Source organism: Sphingomonas psychrotolerans (assembly GCF_002796605.1).
Classification (GTDB): domain Bacteria; phylum Pseudomonadota; class Alphaproteobacteria; order Sphingomonadales; family Sphingomonadaceae; genus Sphingomonas; species Sphingomonas psychrotolerans.
Window position 1 is genome coordinate 2,182,418 of record NZ_CP024923.1, and the last position, 19,201, is coordinate 2,201,618.

At 66.3% G+C, this 19,201-nt stretch carries 16 protein-coding genes; 10 read left to right on the plus strand and 6 right to left on the minus strand.

Annotated elements, in window-relative coordinates; translation table 11 throughout:
- Window positions 1–4: 4 nt before the first annotated feature.
- Window positions 5–1,978, minus strand: coding sequence for a serine hydrolase domain-containing protein (locus CVN68_RS09870; protein ID WP_100282053.1), 1,974 nt, complete (start codon window positions 1,976–1,978; stop codon window positions 5–7).
- Between the two features lie 149 nt (window positions 1,979–2,127).
- On the opposite strand from CVN68_RS09870, the gene CVN68_RS09875 reads away from it, so the two are divergent.
- The gene (locus CVN68_RS09875) at window positions 2,128–2,757 is read left to right on the plus strand and encodes a helix-turn-helix domain-containing protein (RefSeq protein WP_100282054.1); all 630 of its coding nucleotides are present in this window, start codon (window positions 2,128–2,130) and stop codon (window positions 2,755–2,757) included.
- Window positions 2,758–2,945: 188 nt separating this feature from the next.
- Window positions 2,946–3,560 carry a hypothetical protein gene (locus CVN68_RS23150; protein WP_158298820.1) on the plus strand — a complete coding sequence of 205 codons (615 nt, stop codon included), beginning with the start codon at window positions 2,946–2,948 and terminating at the stop codon, window positions 3,558–3,560.
- A gap of 112 nt (window positions 3,561–3,672) precedes the next feature.
- Here the strand turns inward: CVN68_RS23150 and CVN68_RS09885 are convergent, their stop codons facing one another.
- Window positions 3,673–6,045 (minus strand): penicillin acylase family protein, encoded by a 2,373-nt coding sequence (locus CVN68_RS09885; RefSeq protein ID WP_100282056.1) that lies wholly within the window; start codon window positions 6,043–6,045, stop codon window positions 3,673–3,675.
- A gap of 308 nt (window positions 6,046–6,353) precedes the next feature.
- Between CVN68_RS09885 and CVN68_RS09890 the strand changes: the two genes are divergently transcribed.
- Both CVN68_RS09890 and CVN68_RS09895 read left to right on the plus strand, forming a co-directional pair.
- Window positions 6,354–9,389 carry a TonB-dependent receptor plug domain-containing protein gene (locus CVN68_RS09890; RefSeq protein ID WP_100282057.1) on the plus strand — a complete coding sequence of 1,012 codons (3,036 nt, stop codon included), beginning with the start codon at window positions 6,354–6,356 and terminating at the stop codon, window positions 9,387–9,389.
- A gap of 160 nt (window positions 9,390–9,549) precedes the next feature.
- Window positions 9,550–11,202: an MFS transporter gene (locus CVN68_RS09895; protein WP_100282058.1), complete on the plus strand. Its 1,653-nt coding sequence runs from the start codon at window positions 9,550–9,552 to the stop codon at window positions 11,200–11,202.
- A 68-nt stretch (window positions 11,203–11,270) separates the two neighbouring features.
- On the opposite strand, the gene ctrA is transcribed toward CVN68_RS09895, so the two are convergent.
- Both ctrA and CVN68_RS09905 read right to left on the minus strand, forming a co-directional pair.
- Window positions 11,271–11,984, minus strand: coding sequence for a response regulator transcription factor CtrA (gene ctrA / locus CVN68_RS09900; protein WP_100282059.1), 714 nt, complete (start codon window positions 11,982–11,984; stop codon window positions 11,271–11,273).
- A gap of 175 nt (window positions 11,985–12,159) precedes the next feature.
- The gene (locus CVN68_RS09905) at window positions 12,160–13,074 is read right to left on the minus strand and encodes a LysR family transcriptional regulator (RefSeq protein WP_100282060.1); all 915 of its coding nucleotides are present in this window, start codon (window positions 13,072–13,074) and stop codon (window positions 12,160–12,162) included.
- Window positions 13,075–13,171: 97 nt separating this feature from the next.
- Between CVN68_RS09905 and CVN68_RS09910 the strand changes: the two genes are divergently transcribed.
- The 6 genes from CVN68_RS09910 to CVN68_RS09935 all read left to right on the plus strand — a co-directional run bounded on the left by CVN68_RS09910 (window position 13,172) and on the right by CVN68_RS09935 (window position 17,236).
- Complete coding sequence (locus tag CVN68_RS09910; protein ID WP_100282061.1) at window positions 13,172–13,870, plus strand: pirin family protein; 699 nt, start codon at window positions 13,172–13,174, stop codon at window positions 13,868–13,870.
- Window positions 13,871–13,905: 35 nt separating this feature from the next.
- Window positions 13,906–14,538, plus strand: a complete 633-nt coding sequence (wrbA, locus tag CVN68_RS09915) for an NAD(P)H:quinone oxidoreductase (protein WP_100282062.1) — start codon at window positions 13,906–13,908, stop codon at window positions 14,536–14,538.
- A 93-nt stretch (window positions 14,539–14,631) separates the two neighbouring features.
- Window positions 14,632–15,282 (plus strand): RluA family pseudouridine synthase, encoded by a 651-nt coding sequence (locus CVN68_RS09920; RefSeq protein ID WP_100282063.1) that lies wholly within the window; start codon window positions 14,632–14,634, stop codon window positions 15,280–15,282.
- Complete coding sequence (gene arfB / locus CVN68_RS09925) at window positions 15,275–15,673, plus strand: alternative ribosome rescue aminoacyl-tRNA hydrolase ArfB (RefSeq protein ID WP_100282064.1); 399 nt, start codon at window positions 15,275–15,277, stop codon at window positions 15,671–15,673. The genes CVN68_RS09920 and arfB overlap by 8 nt, the downstream gene beginning before the upstream one ends.
- An 85-nt stretch (window positions 15,674–15,758) precedes the next feature.
- Window positions 15,759–16,244 carry a GAF domain-containing protein gene (locus tag CVN68_RS09930; protein WP_100282065.1) on the plus strand — a complete coding sequence of 162 codons (486 nt, stop codon included), beginning with the start codon at window positions 15,759–15,761 and terminating at the stop codon, window positions 16,242–16,244.
- 116 nt (window positions 16,245–16,360) lie between these two features.
- Window positions 16,361–17,236 carry an RcnB family protein gene (locus CVN68_RS09935; RefSeq protein ID WP_100282066.1) on the plus strand — a complete coding sequence of 292 codons (876 nt, stop codon included), beginning with the start codon at window positions 16,361–16,363 and terminating at the stop codon, window positions 17,234–17,236.
- A 40-nt stretch (window positions 17,237–17,276) separates the two neighbouring features.
- On the opposite strand, the gene CVN68_RS09940 is transcribed toward CVN68_RS09935, so the two are convergent.
- Together CVN68_RS09940 and CVN68_RS09945 are read right to left on the minus strand one after the other, a co-directional pair.
- Window positions 17,277–18,572: a M20/M25/M40 family metallo-hydrolase gene (locus CVN68_RS09940; protein ID WP_100282067.1), complete on the minus strand. Its 1,296-nt coding sequence runs from the start codon at window positions 18,570–18,572 to the stop codon at window positions 17,277–17,279.
- 47 nt (window positions 18,573–18,619) lie between these two features.
- Complete coding sequence (locus tag CVN68_RS09945) at window positions 18,620–19,075, minus strand: universal stress protein (RefSeq protein ID WP_100282068.1); 456 nt, start codon at window positions 19,073–19,075, stop codon at window positions 18,620–18,622.
- Window positions 19,076–19,201: the final 126 nt, after the last annotated feature.

Sequence of the window (19,201 nt, forward strand, 5' to 3'; positions counted from 1 at the left end):
GCCTTCAGAACTCGGTGCCGAAGGAGATCAACTTGTAGACCAGAGCGGTGTACAGGATGAAGAACGCACCGAGCACCAGCAGCACGCTCCACACCCGCGCGAACCAGCTGCGCTTGTCCTTCCAGCTGAGCCAGGCGTTCCAGATCGCCAGCCCGAACAGCCCGAAGAAAGCGAGCGTGCCGGCAATCTGGAGCAGCAGGATCAGCCAATCGGTCGAGCCGTGGCTCTCGAAATCCTCGAGCCCGGTGATCACCAGCATCCAGCCGACCAAAACCGCCAGCACCAGCCAGGCAAAGCCACGAACCGTCCGGAAGGTGCGCAGGCTCTCGCCCTGCAGCGCCAACTGTGCGCCGTAGCGGCGGCGGTTAAACCAGCCGATCGGCCAGGCGAGTGCCGTCAGGAACACCACACCGATCCCGAACAGCAAAGCGGGCATCAGCCACGCGCCGTCGAGCGCGCCGGGGGTGCGGTACCAGATCATGAAGGGCGACACTTCGCCGAAGCTCCAGCGCACGACCTTGCCGTCGACGACCTGCGCGGCGAGCCGCTCATGGCCATAGGCGTCCTGCCAGACAAAGGGTTCGACTTCGATCAGCTTGCGCGGGGCGCCGCCGGGGCTGGTGAGTGCGGGGATGACCGGGCGGCCATCGGCGTCGAGCCCGATCTTGATGTCCCCGATCAGGCCGATGATCTTGGCGAAGCTCGAGTCGATCCGGCGGCTATTGGTCCAGGTGCCGACGAGCAGCTTGGCGTGCTCCTTGGCTGTGGGCAGCTCGACCGGGGCAGCCTTTTTGGGATCGGGGAGATAACGGTCGGCGAACTCCTCGAACAGTCGGCCACGCAGCACACGCGCGACGCCGTCTTTCCCGTTGCTGTTCATCGAGATGTAGAGCCCGACATTGTCCTCGGGGAAGATCCACAGATCGCTGTGGAAATAGACCGTGTCGCCGCCATGCGAGATCGAGCGGTGGCCGTTGATCTTCTGTTCGTAGAAGCCGAGCGCCATCGTGTTGATCGTCGGGATCGCGCTCTGCTGGGGCGTATACATCTGCGCCGCGGTCGCGGGGCTGAGCAGCGCGCCGCCCTGGTTCAGATGGGCGATCATGAACTTCGCCATGTCGCCGCCGCTGATCGCCGAGGAGCCGGCGGGCGCCATGCCGATCTCTTCGTATTTCTTCGCCTCGCCCGAACCGAGCTCATAGCCCTGCGACATGAACGGCTTGAGCCTGGATGGCAGCGGCTGACGGAAGGTCGCATACTGCATTCCCAGCCGCGCGAAGATGTTGCGGTCGAGATAATCGTCGAACGGCATACCCGAGACGCGCTCGACGATGTAGCCGGCGAGCGCGGTCGCATAATTCGAATAAGCCGGGGTGGTACCGGGCGCATAGATCCGCTCGGGGATGCGGCGCTTCAGCACGTCGCCAAGGCTCGGTACCGGCTTGTCGAAGGTGAGGAGGCCCTTGATGATCTCCTCGAAGCCGGCGGTGTGCGTCATGATGTTGCGCAGCGTGATCGGCTTGCCCTGATATGCCGGTATCTTGAAGTCGAGATACTGGTTCACGTCGGCGTCGAGGTTGAGTTTGCCTGCCTCGACCTGCTGCATCACCGCGGTCCAGGTATAGAGCTTCGAGACCGAGCCGGGGCGGAACAGCGTGGTCGCCGGATCCACCTGCTTGCGCTTGGCGACATCGGCATAGCCGAAGCCGCGCTGGGTGAGGATCTGGCCGTCCTTGACCACGACCACCACCGCGCCGGCGACGTCGCCGCGCGCGAGCGCATAGGGCATGAAGCCGTCGAGCCACGCATCGGCATCGACCTTGGTGAGCGTCGCGGTGCCTGCCGGAGCGCTCGGGACGGTCGGTGCCGGCGCTTGCGCGACCGGGGTCAGCGGCGCCGGCGCCTGAGTGAAGGCTGGTACACCGACCGCGATGCCGAGCAATCCTGCTGCGAGCATCGTAAGCGAACGTTTCCACATCGCGCTGTTCCCCTTTGTCCCCGCTGCGCTCCGGCCATGTCGATTGCGCCGGTTTGCGTCTGCGGTTAGGCTGTGTCTCTATACGAACTTGTTACGCCTGATTGAGACATAATGAGCCTGTTCAGAGAAATGTCAAACTGGGGTGCCAAATGGCCACGCGGCTGAAACCGGAGCAACCGACATTGGGCGCGCTGCTGCGTGCGCTGCGTGCCCGGAACAGCTGGACGCTCAAGGAGATGAGCGTGCGCAGCGGCATCCCGGTCTCGACCTTGTCCAAGGTCGAGCACGACCGGCTGACGCTGACCTATGACAAGCTTCTCCAGCTCAGCCAGCGGCTCAACATCCGCATGTCCGAACTGTTCGCCGAGAATGATTCGGTCGCCGAGCCGCCGGTCACGGCGCGGCGCAGCATCGGCGATCTCGAGCGCGCGGTGCGGGTGAACACGCCGAACTACGATTATTATTACCTCTGCACCGAGTTGCGCCGGAAGCGGATGATCCCGGTGATCACTCGCGTGCGCGCCAAATCGGTCGAGGAGTTCGGCGATCTCGTCCACCATTCGGGCGAGGAATTCATCTACATCGTCAGCGGCCGCATCGTCGTCCACACCGAATTCTACGATCCGGTGACGCTCGAGGCGGGCGAATCGATCTACATCGATTCGAACATGGGCCATGCTTATGTGACTGGCGAAGGCTGCGACGAGGCGGTGGTGCTGGGGGTGTGCTCGAGCGCCGAGGACGGGCTGATGGATTCGCTGCTCAACCTGCACGGCTAGCGCGTTGGCGTGGCGCTCTTCGGTCTGCGCTTGCCAGGGGCGCCTCTTCCAGACCATGAACCTGGAACGGCAATGACAGCTGACTCCCAGCTTGCAGACATTCAACAGATGGGGCCGCTTGCTTTGCAGCTGACGGCTCTGATGCGACCAGCCGCACCGTCACATGTGGAGCCTGAGGAGCAAAGACTATGGGGAAGAGCCTGACACTGATAGCCGCAGGCGCGATGTTCGCCTGCGGCGTGGCCAAAGCCGGTGCTCAAGACTTGCCGGATCCCCGAGTGTACCTTCGTGCAGAGGATCAAGAACGGGCACGTCTACTCAGCACGCCCTGCACCGAGGCGGATGTGGGACGCGGGTGCTACCGCTTTGACAATGGGGCAGTGCGGGAACCTCCCTGCGCCTTTCACGACGAAGAGGGTGCAATCGGGTCATTGGCGACCGACCAGTGCTACAAGATGCAAGAGCCGCGCCGGTATCGCGGAATTTGGATCAACGACTTCGAAGGTCAGGAATTCATACCCGAAGGCACGACCGCAGCCGAATGGCCCGGGGGAGATGCAAAATCGCCCGGCTGGCGAGAGGGGTTCGAACGCGTTCGGGCAGCAAAGATCTGGCTTGATGTTTCACGGGTCAAGCCAGGTCGCGGCTCCGAGTATGATGGCCGCGAAATGCTCATCGAATTCATCGGGCGGAAAACGCTGTATCCGGGCCACCACGGGCACTTGGGAATGTCGGGACACGAGATCATTGTCGATCGTGTGATCTTGCTGAAGAAGTGTCCAAAAAAGGGTGTTTGCGGCTGAAAGCGACGGGCAGCTAACCACTTGCCGCCATCCGTGACCGTGACCCTGCGGCATGGCTGCGCAAGCAGAACCTGGCTTCGATGGCTCAGCGCGAACGGGAGCGTGCGGCTGGTTACCCTTTCGGCACCAGCATCGTCCGCCCCGCCGCCCGCGCATCCACTGCCGCCCGGCTGAACAGCATCGGCTGCATCGCCCCGGCGATCCACGGCGCATATTGATCGCGATGATGCGGCGAGCGCGGGTCGTTCGACTGGCCCGGCAGGTTGAGCATCAACGAATTGTCCCACGCGCCGACGTCGATCACCTGCAGATAGCTCGCGCCGCCGCCGGTTCGCCAGCCGGGGCCGCCGCCGAGCCACCGCGCCATCACCGTATAGCCGTCGCCGCCCGATCCTTCGCCCTCGATCGGCGGAAAGGCCCTGGCGATCGCCGGGATGCGCGACAGCGGATGCTGGATGCGGACGCTATGGAGCGCGTCCCAGCGCCATTTCGCAGGATCGGCATCGAGCAAGGAATGCGCCGCGCCCCACGCCGCGGTCAGCGCGCGATCGAGTATCGCGTCGCGCGCCGCGATCGGATCGGTGCCGAGGCGATCGTCGGGTTTGGCGAGCAGTCCGAGCAGAACGGAGGGCGCGATCTCCCTGACGAGGTGCTTCGCGCGGGCGGGCACGATCGCGGCGAGCACGCGCTGGCCGAGGTCGCGCCACAGGATCTCGAACAATGCCGCCGCGCCGCTGCCCGCATCGATCCGCGCGTCCCAGCATCGCAGCATCGCCACCGCCGGGGCCGCGGCGGAGGACGGGCGTTCGGGCAGGATCGCGAGCAACTGCCGCGCCGGCGTCGACAGCGTGTCGTGCTGCAGCGCGACGCTGTCGGCGAGGCTGTGCCGCTCCTGCCGCGAGAGGACATCCACGATCCGCTCGTAGCGATAGGGATCTCGGAACGAGAAAGCGGGAATTCGGTCGCGCGGCCAGTCGGCGGGGAGGTTGTTCTGGTTGGCCGAGGCGAACCAGCCCCTGGCCGGATTATATTCGCTGGGCAGCGAGGCGAAGTCGCGCATCCCGGTCCAGTCGTAGCGCCCGTCGCCGGGCACCGGGAGTAGCCCCTCGCCCTTCTTGCGCACCGGCGCGAAGCCGATCACCTGCCAGCCGGTATTCCCGTCGACATCGGCATAATGGAAATTGGTCGGCGAAGGGTGGAGCGGAAAGGCCTTGCGCAGGCTCTTCCAGTCTTTCGACAGATTGATCGCGATCATCGCGAATGCGCCATGCCCGCCCGGCTGCATCCCGATCGACGCGATCGCGGTCGCGCGCCGTCGACCGGAATCGTGCGACACCACCGGCCCCTGCACCGTGTAGCGCAAGGTGGTGACGTACGGCGCGCCGCCCTTGACCGCGATCGCCACCTCGACCCGGCGGAACGCCTTCCAGCCGCCCTCATGCCGGTAGCGCTCGGGATCCGCCGGATCGAGTTCGAGCACGAACAGGTCGAGCTGGTCGATGTGGAAATTGGTCCGCCCGAAGGCGAAGCGATCGGTGTGTCCCTGCATGATGCCGGGCAGTCCGGGCGAGCCGCCGCCGATCACGTCGAGCCCCGGCGCGCTCAGATGCGCGACGTGGCGCGGACCGAAGCTGCCGATGCCGAGATGCGGATCGTTGGCGAGGATCGGCCGGCCGGTCGCAGTGCGCGACGGCGCCACCGTCCACGCATTGCTGCCGGCATTGGCGCGCTCGGCCGGCCCCGCGGCGGGATCGGCCACCGGCGTCTCGGGTCCGAACGGCAATCCGCCGAGCTGGAGGATGCCGAGATCGGCTTCCGAGACCGCAGCGACATCGAGGCCGTCGGGCACTTGCATCCGCCAGCTCGGCCGCAGCGGCGCGATGATCGCGTCGAGATCGAGCAGCCCCAGCGCGGCGAGCCGGGCGCGGCGCACTTCGTCATCGGCATTGTCGATCGAGGCGCCGCGCGCGAGCACCAGATCGCGCACGTCCCAGCGCAGCGGCGCCACGCCAAGGATCGCATATTCGAGCGGCAGCAGCGTGCGATCGGCGAGGACTTCGTCGATCCGCGCATTGATCCCGGCGACATAGGCGCGGGCGCAGGCGAGTATTTCGGGCGGCACCCGCCGCAGCTCGGCATCGAGATCGCCGCGATAATGGAACAGCCGCGCCGTCGCGTCGTGCCGCGCGAAGTCGCGCCCAAAGACTTCCGCCAGCCGCCCGAGCTCGCGCCGGTGCGACAAGTCGATCTGGAACAGCCGATCGCGCGCGACGACATAGCCCTGGCCGAAAAAGGCATCGGGAATCGATGCGGCGCGGATGTGCGGCACCCCGAACGCATCGTCGATGATCTCGATCGGCGCGTCGGCACCGCGGACCACCGTCTCCGCCGTGGCGCGCGCCCCGCGCTGAACTCGCGCGGCGGCGGCCGGCGCCAGCGCCAGAGTCGCGACCGAGCCGAGCAGGAAGGAACGGCGGGCGAGCATCGGCAAATCTTCCTGCGGTGGCGGTCGCGGCAAGCTAGCGCCGCGCGCCGCCGCGTCGCATGGCAAGCGCTTCGCCGCCCATAGAGCGAAGCTATGGATCGAAGCCATAGTCTGCGGCTATGGCGTGACGAACGTATAGAAGCCCGCCACCGGTTGACGCTTCGCGCGGGCACGGCGCACCCTTCCCCCGGCACGAACGCATGCCGGCCCGCAAGAGGCCGCGGCGCGCGTGTGGTGCGTTGCCGCGGAGGGCATTCGCGCAGGCCGGTCCGCCGGTCCCGAAGGTTCATCCCAACAGGGGGGTCGAAATGACGAATCCACAGCGGCAATCGTATCTTGCCGGTTTCTCAAGCATCGCCGTGCTGGCCTTTGCGTCGCTGACGGCGCTGCCCGCCGCCGCGCAGACGGAAGGCGCAGCCGCCACGGTTCCTCAGGAACAGGAAGCGCCGGCACCGTCTGAAGCGACTGGCGACGAACTCGTCGTCACCGGCTCACGCATCGTCCGCGACGGCTATCAGGCACCGACGCCGCTGACCGTGTTGAGCCGCGACGATATCGACAACGGCTCGCCGACCAACAACATCGCCGATTTCGTCAACCAGTTGCCGCAACTCGCCGGTTCGACCAAGCCGGCCAATTCGCGCCTGAACCTGTCGAGCGGTCAGGCCGGCATCAATGCTCTAAACCTACGCAACTTGGGCGAGACCCGCACGCTGATCCTGGTCAACGGCCGCCGGTCGGTCGGCTCGGCCGTCAACGGCGTAGTCGACGTCAACACCATCCCGCAATCGCTGATCGATCGCGTCGAAGTGTCCACTGGCGGTGCCTCGTCGGCCTATGGTTCGGACGCGGTCGCAGGCGTCGTCAACTTCATCCTCAACAACAAGTTCGAGGGTCTGCGCATCACCGCCGACAGTGGCATCACCGGCTATGGCGACGGCTTCAACTATTCGGGCAGTATCGCAGGCGGCAAGTCGTTCGCCGGCGGCCGCGGCCACGTGCTGTTCAGTGCCGAGATTGCGCATCAGGATGGGATCTACGACGTCAATACGAACGAGCGCGGATGGAATCACACCGGTTATGTCCGCGTCCAGAATCCGGCCTGGACCTCGACCAGCACCACGGCACCGCAATATCTCACGACCCGCGGCCCGATTGGCCAGGGGAACTCCGCGCCCGGTGGCCTGATCACCGCGTCGGGCGGCAGCACCACCAATGCGTTACGCGGCCTGTATTTCGGCCAGGGCGGCTCGGTGAACATCTTCGACTATGGTGCACTCGCGCCGGCAGGCTTCAATCGCGTCAGCACCACCACCGCGCCGTCGTTGATCCAAGGCGGATCGTGGCAGGTCAACGATACGGGCCGCCGCATCGGCCTGATGCCAGAGGACGACCGTTACGGCTTTTTCGGCCGCGTCAGCTTTGAAGTGGCTGACGGAGTCGAACTGTTTGGCGAGGCTTCCTACAATCGCCAGCGCGTCTATTTCAACGCAGGCCCAAACCTGCAGACTGGCATCGGCGCCACGCAAGGCCTGACGGCGGTGAACTGCAACGTGGTGCCGGTACCGATCACCTGCAACGCATTTCTCTATAATGCGCTGGGCCCAACGGCTTTGACCGGCGTCACATCTGTGACGCTGGCGACCAGCGGAGCCGACCTGCCTTTCCGCGCGGTCGACAACGAGCGGAAGGTACAGCGCTACCTGGTCGGTGCCGAGGGCAGTTTTGGGGCATTTGGCAAGGACGCACGCTGGGATATCTATGCCCAATATGGTCGCGCCGACCTGCATGAAGAACTGCAGAACATCCAGAACACCCAGCGGTTGATCAACGCGACCAATGCCGTGTTCGCGCCGGCAGGCAACCCGCGCGGCTATGCCACGGGCTCGATCCAATGCTTCATCAACGTCAATGCTAGCACAGCCGACGACGATGCGGCCTGCCGTCCGCTCAGCCGCATTGGCCTCGGCGTCTCCGATCCTGCAGCGATCGCCTATGCATTCGGCAATCCCTATCGTGACGAAAGGCTGGAACAGTTCGTCACGGGCGTGAACCTGTCGTTGACGCCCTTCGCCACCTGGGCGGGCGATGTCAGCCTCGCGGTTGGCGGCGAATACCGCAAGGAGAAGATCCGCGGGACGGTGCCGGCCGAGTTCCAGCCGATCGTCACGAACAACCTCGTCACCACCCGCTGGTCGGTCGGCAATTATGTGCCCACGGCAGGCGAGTACAGCGTGAAGGAAGCCTATCTCGAGACGGTGATCCCGCTCGGCTTCGGGCTGGAGTTCAACGGGGCGGTGCGCGCGACGGATTATTCCTCGTCGGGTTACGTCACGACCTGGAAGGCGGGTGCGACCTGGGCGCCGATCCCGGACATCCGCTTCCGGGTCACGCGCTCGCGCGACATCCGCGCGCCCAACCTCGCCGACCTCTACCAGGTGGCGCAGAACAGCGACTCGGTGACCAATCCGTTTGGGGCAGGCTCCGGCCCGAACGGAGGCAGCTATGCCGCGACCGGCGTCGGCTACACCGGCACGACGCTGGGCAACCTGAACCTCGTTCCAGAACGGGCCGATTCGTGGAACATCGGAGCGGTCTTCTCGCCGACCTTCCTGCCCGGCTTTAACTTCTCGGCAGACTATTTCCGCATCGAGATGGATGATGCGATCGGCACGTACAGCGCTCAGCAGATCATCAATCGCTGTTTCGAAGGGCTCGCCGATTTCTGCGCCCAGATCCAGCAGGATCCGAACAACGCCACGCGCCTGCTGTTCACGACGCGGCCCTACAACTTCACCACGCAACTGGTGCGCGGCGTCGATTTCGATGGCTCATATCGCCTGGCGGTGGGCGGCGAAGGGTCGGTCACGCTGCGTGGCGTTGCCACCCGCTATATCGACAACATCACCACCACCGGCATCACCGGTGTCGTGCCAGTCAATACCGTGGGCGCAAATGGCGGCCAGGCGAGCACGCCGACCTGGATCTTCCGCGGTAGCCTCACCTATGATTCTCCGAGCTTCTCGGCGACGGTGGTCGGCCGCGGTGTCAGCGCCGGCAAATATGTCGCCAGCGGCATCGAATGCAGCACCAGCTGTCCGGTCTCGACCACGCAGTTCCCGACCTATGACAATAATCACGTGTCGGGGCTGTTCTATGCCGACCTCAACCTGACTCAGAAGATCGCGATGGGCAGCTCGCAAGCGGAGATGTTCTTCAACGTGACCAACCTCTTCAATCGCTGGCCTCTTCTCGTGCCCGAAACCGGCATGGCCGCGAACAGCACCTATTCGGACATGTTGGGCCGGCAATTCCGCGTCGGCATCCGCTTCAACCTGCGTTGATCCCGTTCCCTCTCCCCGTTCGCGGGAAGGGTCGGGGTGGAGTGAGGAGGGCCGGGCTCGATGCCCGGCCTTTTCTTTGGCGGCGTGCCTCGACGCGCTTGCGACACCGGCAATCCGGCGCGTACCGGGATCACCTGCGCGACTGAGGAATTGGAGGAGCATGGACGCCCGCCGCGAAACCCGCTCTCCCTTCGATCTTCCGCTCTTCCGCGCGATCTGGGTCGCCAGCCTCTTTTCGAACTTCGGTGGTCTGATCCAGTCGGTCGGCGCCTCGTGGATGATGACCAGCCTGAGCGGCTCCCCGCAGATGATCGCCCTGGTCCAGGCCTCGATCAGCCTGCCGATCATGCTGCTCTCGCTATGGGCCGGGGCCGTGGCCGACAATCTCGATCGCCGCAAGGTGATGCTCGCGGCGCAATTCTTCATGCTGATCGTCTCGGCGCTGCTCGCCCTCGGCGGCTGGGCAGGCGTGCTCACCCCGTGGCTGCTGCTCGGCTTCACGTTCCTGATCGGCTGCGGCACTGCGATCAACGGCCCCGCCTGGCAGGCTTCGGTGGGCGACATGGTCCCGCGCGCGATGCTGCCCGGCGCCGTCGCGTTCAACAGCATGGGCTTCAACCTCGCGCGCAGCCTCGGCCCGGCGATCGGCGGCGCGATCGTCGCCGCCGCCGGCGCCGCGGCAGCCTTTCTGGTCAATGCCGTCAGCTATGTCGGGCTGATCGTGGTGCTCGCCCGCTGGAAGCCCGATCTGCCGCCGGCACGCCTGCCGCGCGAACGGATCGGCCTCGCGATGATCGCCGGCATCCGTTACGCCCGGCTCTCGCCGCCGATCCGCACGGTATTGGTCCGGGCAGCCCTGTTCGGCTTCGCGGCCAGCGCCGTCCCGGCATTGATGCCGCTCGTCGCGCGCGACATCGTCGGCGGCGGACCGCTCACCTACGGCCTTCTGCTCGGCAGCTTCGGTCTCGGCGCAGTGGCCGGGGCGCTGGGCAGCCAGCGGCTGCGGCGCCGGCTGTCGACCGAAGGACTGGTGCGGCTGGCCGCGCCGGTACTGGCGCTCGGCGCGGCGACTACCGCGGTATCCGGCTGGCTGGCACTCACGCTCCTCGCGCTGGCGCTGTGCGGCGCCGGCTGGGTGGTGGCGCTGTCGACCTTCAATGTCAGCGTCCAGATGGCGTCGCCGCGCTGGGTCGTGGCGCGCGCACTGGCGCTGTACCAGATGGCGGCGTTCGGCGGCATGGCCGGCGGCAGCTGGGTGTTCGGCATGATCGCGAGCGCGCGGAGCGTCGAGGCCGCTTTGCTCGCCGCCGCCGCCTTTCAGATACTCAGCGTCGCCGCGGGCTTCGTCTGGCGATTGCCGGCGATCAGCCAGTTGAACCTCGACCCGCGCGACAGCTGGCGGGAGCCCCAGACCGCGGTGCCGGTCGAGCCCCGCAGCGGGCCGATCGTCATCACGATCGAACATCGTATCGCCGAGGCTAACATATCCGCCTTCCTCGCGGTGATGAGCGAGCGCCGCCGCATCCGCCGCCGCGACGGCGCGCAGCACTGGGCGCTGCTGCGCGACCTCGGCGATACCGAGCTGTGGATCGAGCGCTACCACGTCGCGACATGGCTCGATTATGTCCGCCACAACCATCGCCGCACCCATGCCGACGATGCGAATAGCGAAGCGCTGCGGCGGCTGCGCATCGGCGATGGCGAGCCGGTGGTGCATCGCCGGATCGAGCGCCAGACCGGCTCGCTCCCCGCCTCACGCGCGCCCGATCCGCGTGAACTGGGCGGAGTCACCGATCCCAGCGGCTCGTCCTGATCGAGCCGCCACACGAAAAAGCCGCGGACCTTGCGGACCGCGGCTTTCTCACCCCCATGTGTCTCGTGTCAGGCGACCGCTGGAACCGGGTCCGCGCCCTCGGCGCCCTCGGGCTCGCGCAGCACATAGCCGCGGCCCCAGACGGTCTCGATATAGTTCTCGCCATCGCATGCCATGCTGAGCTTCTTGCGCAGCTTGCAGATGAAGACGTCGATGATCTTGAGCTCGGGCTCGTCCATCCCGCCATAAAGGTGGTTGAGGAACATTTCCTTGGTGAGCGTGGTGCCCTTGCGGAGCGAGAGAAGCTCCAGCATCGCATATTCCTTGCCGGTCAGATGCACGCGCGAACCGTCGACTTCGACGGTCTTGGCGTCGAGATTGACGGCGAGCTTGCCGGTGCGGATCACCGACTGGCTGTGGCCCTTGGAGCGGCGGACGACGGCGTGGATGCGCGCGACCAGCTCTTCGCGGTGGAACGGCTTGGTGACGTAATCGTCGGCGCCGAAGCCGAACGAACGCACCTTCGAATCCATTTCGTTGATGCCCGACAGGATCAGCACCGGCGTCTGCACGCGGGCGACGCGGACCTTCTTGAGCACGTCATAGCCGTGCATGTCGGGAAGGTTGAGATCGAGCAGGATGATGTCGTAATCATAGAGCTTGGCGAGATCCAGGCCCTCTTCGCCGAGATCGGTGGTGTAGACGTTGAACCCTTCGGTCGAGAGCATCAGCTCGATCGCCTTGGCAGTCGAAGGCTCGTCCTCGATCAGCAACACGCGCATCGTCGGTTCCCCTGTCCCAAGCACGCGTTGCAGGCCCCTACGGCCGCCGCGTTGGACGAATTCATTAACCTAAGCACATCTGAAGGCAAAAGGTTAATTTCCGCCTAACCGGCCTTGTTCCATGAGTCGTAGGGAATCTACTTATGGGCAGACTCAAACTCGTTTCGCTGTCGAGTCAAAGATGCACTTCGCCGCACATCCGCTTGAGCCGATCGCTGAGGAATTCGATCAGCGCCTCCACCCGCGCCGGCCGCAAGGTTCCGGGCGGAGTCAGCAGATGCAGCCCCGCGGCCCCGATCGCCCAATCGTCGAGCACGGACTCGAGCCGCCCGGCGGCCAGTTCCTCGCTCACCAGAAAGTCGGGCAGCCGCGCGACGCCGAGCCCGGCGCGCAGTGCCGGCAGCATCGCGTCGCCATTGTCGGTACGGATAGGCCCGTCGATGCGGACCGCGGCCTCTTCGCCGCCTGCACGGCGAAAGCGCCAGACGTCGGGCGTTGCGGTGTTGGTGTAGACGAAGCAGGCATGGTGGGCGAGGTCGGCCGGGTGGCGCGGCCGTCCGACCCGGTCGAAATAGGCCGGCGACGCGACGATATGGCCGTTGACCGGCCCCAGCCGCCGCGCGCGCAACGAGCTGTCGGGCAATTCGGCAATGCGGATCGCGATATCGATCCCCTCGCCGACGATGTCGACGAACGCATCCGACAGTCGCAGATCGATCTTGATCCCCGGATGCAGCGCCATGAACTCGGCCAGCGCCGGGGCAAGGTGGCGGATGCCGAAGGTCAGCGGCGCCGCGAGCCGCACCAGGCCGACCGGGGCACTGGCGGATTCGAACGCCGCTTCCTCGGCGGTCTGCCCTTCGGAAAGGATGCGTTGGGCATGATCGGCCAGCGCCCGCCCGCTGTCGGTCAGCGTCAGCCGCCGCGACGTGCGATGGAACAGCGACGTCCCCAGCCGCGCTTCCAGGCGGGTGATCGCCTTGGAGACGGTCGCCTTGGAAACCGCCAGCGCGTCCGCTGCGCCCGAGAAGGAGCGATGCTCGACCACGCTGGCGAAGATCGCCCAGGCTTCGAAATCGGGTAACTTCATTCCAAATGCCTATCATGGAAACGATCGGTTTCCAACGTTTCCATTTACCGCATGATCCCGCTCCCTATTTTGGCTTCAACAAATAGGGAGATCAGCGATGATCGAGAAACGCTCCTTCGAAAGTCTCGGCCATGCCGACCATGGCTGGCTCAATGCGAAGCACCATTTCAGCTTCGCCAATTATTATGATCCCGCCCGGATGGGCTGGGGCGCCATCCGCGTCTGGAACGACGACGAGATCGCCGCCAATTCCGGCTTCCCGGCGCACCCGCACCAGGACATGGAGATCATCACCTATGTTCGCCAGGGCGCGATCACCCATCAGGACTCGATGGGCAATCAGGGCCGTACCGGCGCCGGTGACGTCCAGGTGATGAGCGCGGGCACCGGGGTGCGTCACGCCGAATATAATCTCGAGCCCGAGACCAGCCGCATCTTCCAGATCTGGATCCTGCCGCGGGAGACCGGCGGCCAGCCGAGCTGGGGTGCCAAGCCTTTCCCCAAGGGCGATCGCTCGGGCAAGTTCGTGACTTTGGCGTCGGGCTTCGAGGGTGACGACGAGGCGCTGCCGATCCGCGCCGACGCCCGCGTCCTCGGCGCGACGCTGAAGGCGGGCGAGAGCGTCACCCACAGCGTCGGCGATGGCCGCCATGCCTATCTCGTCCCCGCCGTCGGCGCGATCGAGATCGACGGCCAGCGTTTCGAGGCCCGCGACGGCGCGGCGCTTTCGGGCGGCCAGACCGTCACGATCAAGGCGCTCGAAGACGCCGAGATCGTCCTCGTCGACGCCGAATAACCTGCCTCGTCGGCTTCATTCGCAAGGAGACCTCCATGTCCAAGATCCTCGTCCTCTATTATTCGTCCTACGGCCACCTCGCGAGGATGGCTGACGCAGTTGCCGAGGGCGCACGCAGCGCCGGCGCCGAAGTCGATGTCCGCCGCGTCCCCGAGACCGCGCCCGTCGAAGTCGCCGCGGCTGCCGGTTTCGTCGCCGATCACAGCCATCCGGTGCTGGAGGACGTCAACGAACTGGCCAATTATGACGGCATCGTCGTCGGCGCGCCGACGCGGTACGGCCGGATGTCGAGCCAGATGGCGAGCTTCTGGGATCGCGCCGGCGGCGTCTGGTATCAGGGCGCGCTCAACGGCAAGGTGGGCGGCGCCTTCACCTCGACCGCGTCGCAGCATGGCGGTCAGGAAGCGACCTTGTTCTCGATCATCACCAATCTGCTGCATTTCGGGCTGACCATCGTCGGGCTCGATTACGGCTTCCAGGGCCAGATGGGCGTCGACGAAGTCAAGGGCGGCTCGCCTTACGGCGCGACGACGATCGCCGACGGCGACGGCAGCCGCCTGCCGAGCGCAGTCGAACTCGACGGCGCGCGCTACCAGGGCCGCCGCATCGCTGAGCTGGCCAACAAGATCGCGGCGCCCTCCCCCGCCCGCGAGACCGAGACCGCGTAAAGCCCCCTCCCCCCGCGGTCTCGACGGAGCGGCGGCCAGGCGAAAGCCCGGCCGCCGCTTTCCGTTTGGGCGGACTGGTCTATATGCAGCCGCATGTTCAAAGACCGCGTACTCTTCATCGACGGCGAAGCGATCGTGATCGACAAGCCCGCGGGCCTGCCGGTCGATCGCCCGCGCGACCGCTCCGAGAGCCTCGAGGACATGCTCGGCCAGCTCACCTTCGGCTTCCAGCGCCTGCCGCTCCCTGTGCATCGGCTCGATCGCGACACCAGCGGGTGCCTGCTGCTCGCGCGCAACCCCAAGGCACACAAGCGTTTCGGTCAGGCGTTCGAGGCGGGGACTGTCACCAAGCGCTATCTCGCGATCCTCGACGGCGAGCCCGCGGACGATAGCGGCGAGATCGACTTGCCGCTGATCAAGGTCTCCACCGAAGAAACCGGCTGGCGGATGACCGGCGACCCTGGCGGCAAGTCCGCGCGCACTCGCTGGGAAGTGGTCGAGCGCATCGGTGGCAAGGCGATGCTCGCTTTCTTTCCCGAGACCGGCCGCACCCACCAGATCCGGGTCCACGCCGCCGAAGGGCTCGGCCTGCCGATCCTCGGCGACCCGGTCTATGGCAAAGGCGGCCCCGCCGTGATGCTCCATGCCGCTGCCTTGATCGTCCCGCGCGAGGGAAAGCCCGACATCGAGGCGGAAGCGCCTTTGCCGGCGCGCTTCGGCAATATCGGTTTCGGCCGTGACTGACCTGGAGGAGGCGATCGTCGAGGAGAAGTTCCTCGCCGCCTCGGGTCCCGGCGGGCAGAACGTCAACAAGGTCGCCACTGCGGTGCAGCTGCGCGTGAACGTGTTCGCGCTCGGGCTGCAACCTTGGGTCTATCAGCAGCTCAAGACCCTCGCCGGCAGCAAGCTGACCAGTGCCGGCGAGCTGGTGATCACCGCGCGCAAATTCCGCACGCAGGACGCCAACCGCACCGACGCCCGCGAACGCGTCGCCGAGCTGCTGACCAAGGCGCACGAACGCCAGGCGCGCCGGGTGAAGACCAAGGTGAGCAAAGCCGCCAAGGCGCGACGAGTGGACGCGAAGAAAGGCCGCAGCCAGATCAAGGAAGGCCGCGGCAAAGTGCGACTGGATTAGTTTCTGTCATCCCGGCCTTGGGCCGGGGCGACGAACTTTGGTTGCGGGGTCGCCTTGCCCGGCCCGCACTCCTACATACCCCCCAATGTACAGCTTCGACATCGCCGCCGGCTCCAAATCCGAGCTCTACCGAGACCTCGCCGCCGCGCTCGACTCGCTCACTGCAGACGAGCCCGACGCAGTCGCCAACATGGCCAATGTCTCGGCGCTGATCGGCCAATATCTCCCCGACCTCAACTGGTCCGGCTTTTACCGCAACCTGGGCGACGAACTCGTCCTCGGCCCGTTCCAGGGCAAGGCCGCCTGCATCCGCATCCCGTTCGGCAAGGGCGTCTGCGGTGCGGCCGCGGCGACTCGCGAGACTCAATTGGTCGAGGACGTCCATGCCTTTCCCGGCCACATCGCCTGCGATGCCGCCAGCCGCTCCGAGCTGGTGGTGCCGATCGTCCATCAGGGCGAATTGCTCGGCGTGCTCGATCTCGACAGCCCGCTCCCCGGCCGTTTCGACGCCGGCGACGCTGCGGGTTGCGAAGCCTTGATGCGCATCCTCGCTCCCCGAATCTCAGGATGAGACGCTGCCCCGCATTGGGACAGGTTTGATCCGCACCTGCGATTTCGTGCGCGCCCCGTAACGGTTATTTCTTCGGCAAGCGCGAGCGGGGGCTTGCATCGAAGGAGTCGAATAAAGTGCGCAGCTATTGGTTGGCAGCGGCGGTGATCGCCGGAGTAGTGGGCGCGACGCCCGCGACGGCGCAGCGCGTATGGCAGGACGGCCGCTGGGTCGTGATGCCGCGGCACTCGGCGCCGACGGTGATGCGCACCAATCCGCACCGCTGGGCAATGCGCGACGGCCGCTGGGAAGCCGGCTTCCGCGCGCCGGGCGGCTGGAACAGCTATCGCCGGCTGCATCGCGGCAACACGCTGCCTGGTTATTGGCGCGGCGGCGATTTTCGCGTCCACGACTATCTGAGCTTCGGCCTCGCCGCGCCGCAGCCGGGCTATTCGTGGGTGCGTTATTATGACGACGCAGTGCTCGTCGATCGCGACGACCGGGTCTGGGATTCGATCGACGGCATCGGCTGGGGCGGCGCCATCGCCGCCGCGAGCGCAAGCGCAGGCTATGCTTCGGCCAGCAGCGCGGGGCGCGGCGGCGCAGGCTACCCCCCGCCCCGGATCGAGCCGGTCGATCCCGACGATTATTATGCCGACCGCGACGATCGGTACGATCGCGACGACGGCCCTCCGCCGCCGCCGCGCGACTATGACGACCGCGAGCCCTATCGCGGCCCCTATCCGGGCGGTTATTCCGCGCCGGTCGCGCCGCCGGTGGTGCATTATGCCCAGCCCTGTGCGCAGACGTGCCCCGGCGCCGGCTATCAAGGCGGCAGCTGGCAGAACGGCGCATGGGTGAGCAGCTATGCCGGCGGCACGACGACGGTTGTCGTCATCCCCGCCGCGGTGACCACCACGACGACGGTCACCGAATATGTCGAGCGCAGCTATACGCGCCGGCCAGCCAAGCGCCTGCTGCGCAAGTACAAGCCCCACTGCGGCTGCCGCTAGGTTCCACTGGTCCCAGCCTTTGCCGGGCTGGGACTGAACTCTATCGCCGCTCGCGCCCGCCGAAGGTAACGAGGCTCTCCGAGCCATCGGCGGCTAGTGCCGAAACGCCGACGAGCGTGTCGTCGACGATGACGCCCTTCAGCGTCGCCTGATTGGCCTCGACGTCGATATGGCGCTGCCACGCCTGCACATCCGCACGCCGCCAATGAACGCGATAGCCCGACGCACCCGGCACCGGCTCCCACTTCACTGAAGTATCGGTCGCCAGCGCACCCCCGATCGTCACGCTCGCCGGCGCCGCCGGTGCCTTGGCCAGCCGGCGCAGCGTCGCGACGTTGATCGCCGTCACTTTCGCCAGATACGCAAAGTCCATCTTGTCTGCGGTGTCACCATAGACCTTGCCGTTCTCGCTGCGCAGGTCCTGATGCTGCTGGTCGTAATTCTCGACGCCGACGCTGAAGCGCACCGCGGGATAGCCCAGCTTGAGGAAGGGCGAATGGTCGCCGCCGCGGCCGAACCGATCGAAGCGCCGCACCACGAACACGTCGAGACCGCCGCGAAGCTTTCCCGCCACCCCGTCGACCGCTTTGGCCAGCGCACGCGAAGGGCCGTCATCCTCGCCGCCATCGGCACGCCGCGCCCGCTGCGCCTCGATCGGCTCGACTTCCCGGATCCCTTCCGAGAACACCCGCACCCGATCGGCGACACGCCTGCCGTCCTGCCCGATGGTGTTGCCGACGATGTCGTTGTTGAGCACCGCGCTCACCGTCCAGCCGCGCTCCTTTGCCGTCTCGGCGAGCAAGGTCCCGCCGAACAGCCCCTGCTCCTCGCCCGAAAGTGCTGCATAGACGATCGTCGCGTCGAACTTCTCCTTCGAAAGGATCCGCGCCGCCTCGAGCACCAATGCCACTCCCGAGGCGTCGTCATTGGCGCCCGGCGCATCCGAGGTCGCGTTCATCACGTCGCTCACCCGGCTGTCGATATGTCCCATCACGATGACGACGCGCTTGGGGTCCCTGCCCGGCTGGAAGCCGAGCACGTCGACCACCTCGACGCCCTTCGGTGCGCGATCATTGGTGAAGGTCCGCGCGACGTTCGCCACTTCGATACAGCCCCCGCATCCTTCGCCGATCCGCCCCAGCTCGCTGGCGAACCAGCGCCGTGCCGCGCCGATACCGCGCGTCGGGTGATCAGGGTCGGAGAGCGTGTGCCGGGTGCCGAAGCCGACGAGCTTCTCGACATCGGCCTTGAGCCGGGCGGGACTGGGCCGGCCCTGCGCCTGAGCAGTGGCGGGAGTCAGGATCAGGGCGAGCGGAGCAAGGGCAAGGATGCGCATTCGGGCAGGGTGGCGGGAAAGACGTTCGCGCTCAACCCTTCGCGGCCTCAACTCAACCGATCGATCGCCGCCACGTCCAGCGAACCCGGAATGATCATCACCGGCACGCTGAGCGTCCCCGCATCCGCCCCGGTGAAATGGCTGACCAGGGTTCCCGGCGGTCCGCTCGCCGCGGCGCCGAGCACCAGCGCGGCAATGTCGCCGTTAGCCGCGATCATCTCGCGCACCACCTTGGCGCCGTCGCCCTCGCGCACGGTGATCGACGGCTTGAGCCCCGATTCGGTGAACAAGGTCCCGGCCGCGCGAGTCACCAGAGCCTCGGCGTGCTGGCGCGCCTCCTCCTCGATCGTCGCCATCACGCCGCCCCATTGGACGAATTCGGGCGTGGGCGTCAGCGCGAGGATCTCGACGCTGCCCCCCGTCTTCACCGCGCGCCGCGCGGCGAAGCGCAACGCGATCTCGGATTCCGGCGTTTCGTCGATCACCACCAGATAGGTGCGCATGGATGCATTCCTCGTCCCACGCGTTGACTGCCCGCTCATTCTGCGCCGCGCAAGCCCAAGGTCTTGCCGCCAAGGTCTTGACCGGCGCCGTAGCGGCGGCAAAGGGGGGACGAGCCTACCCCAGGG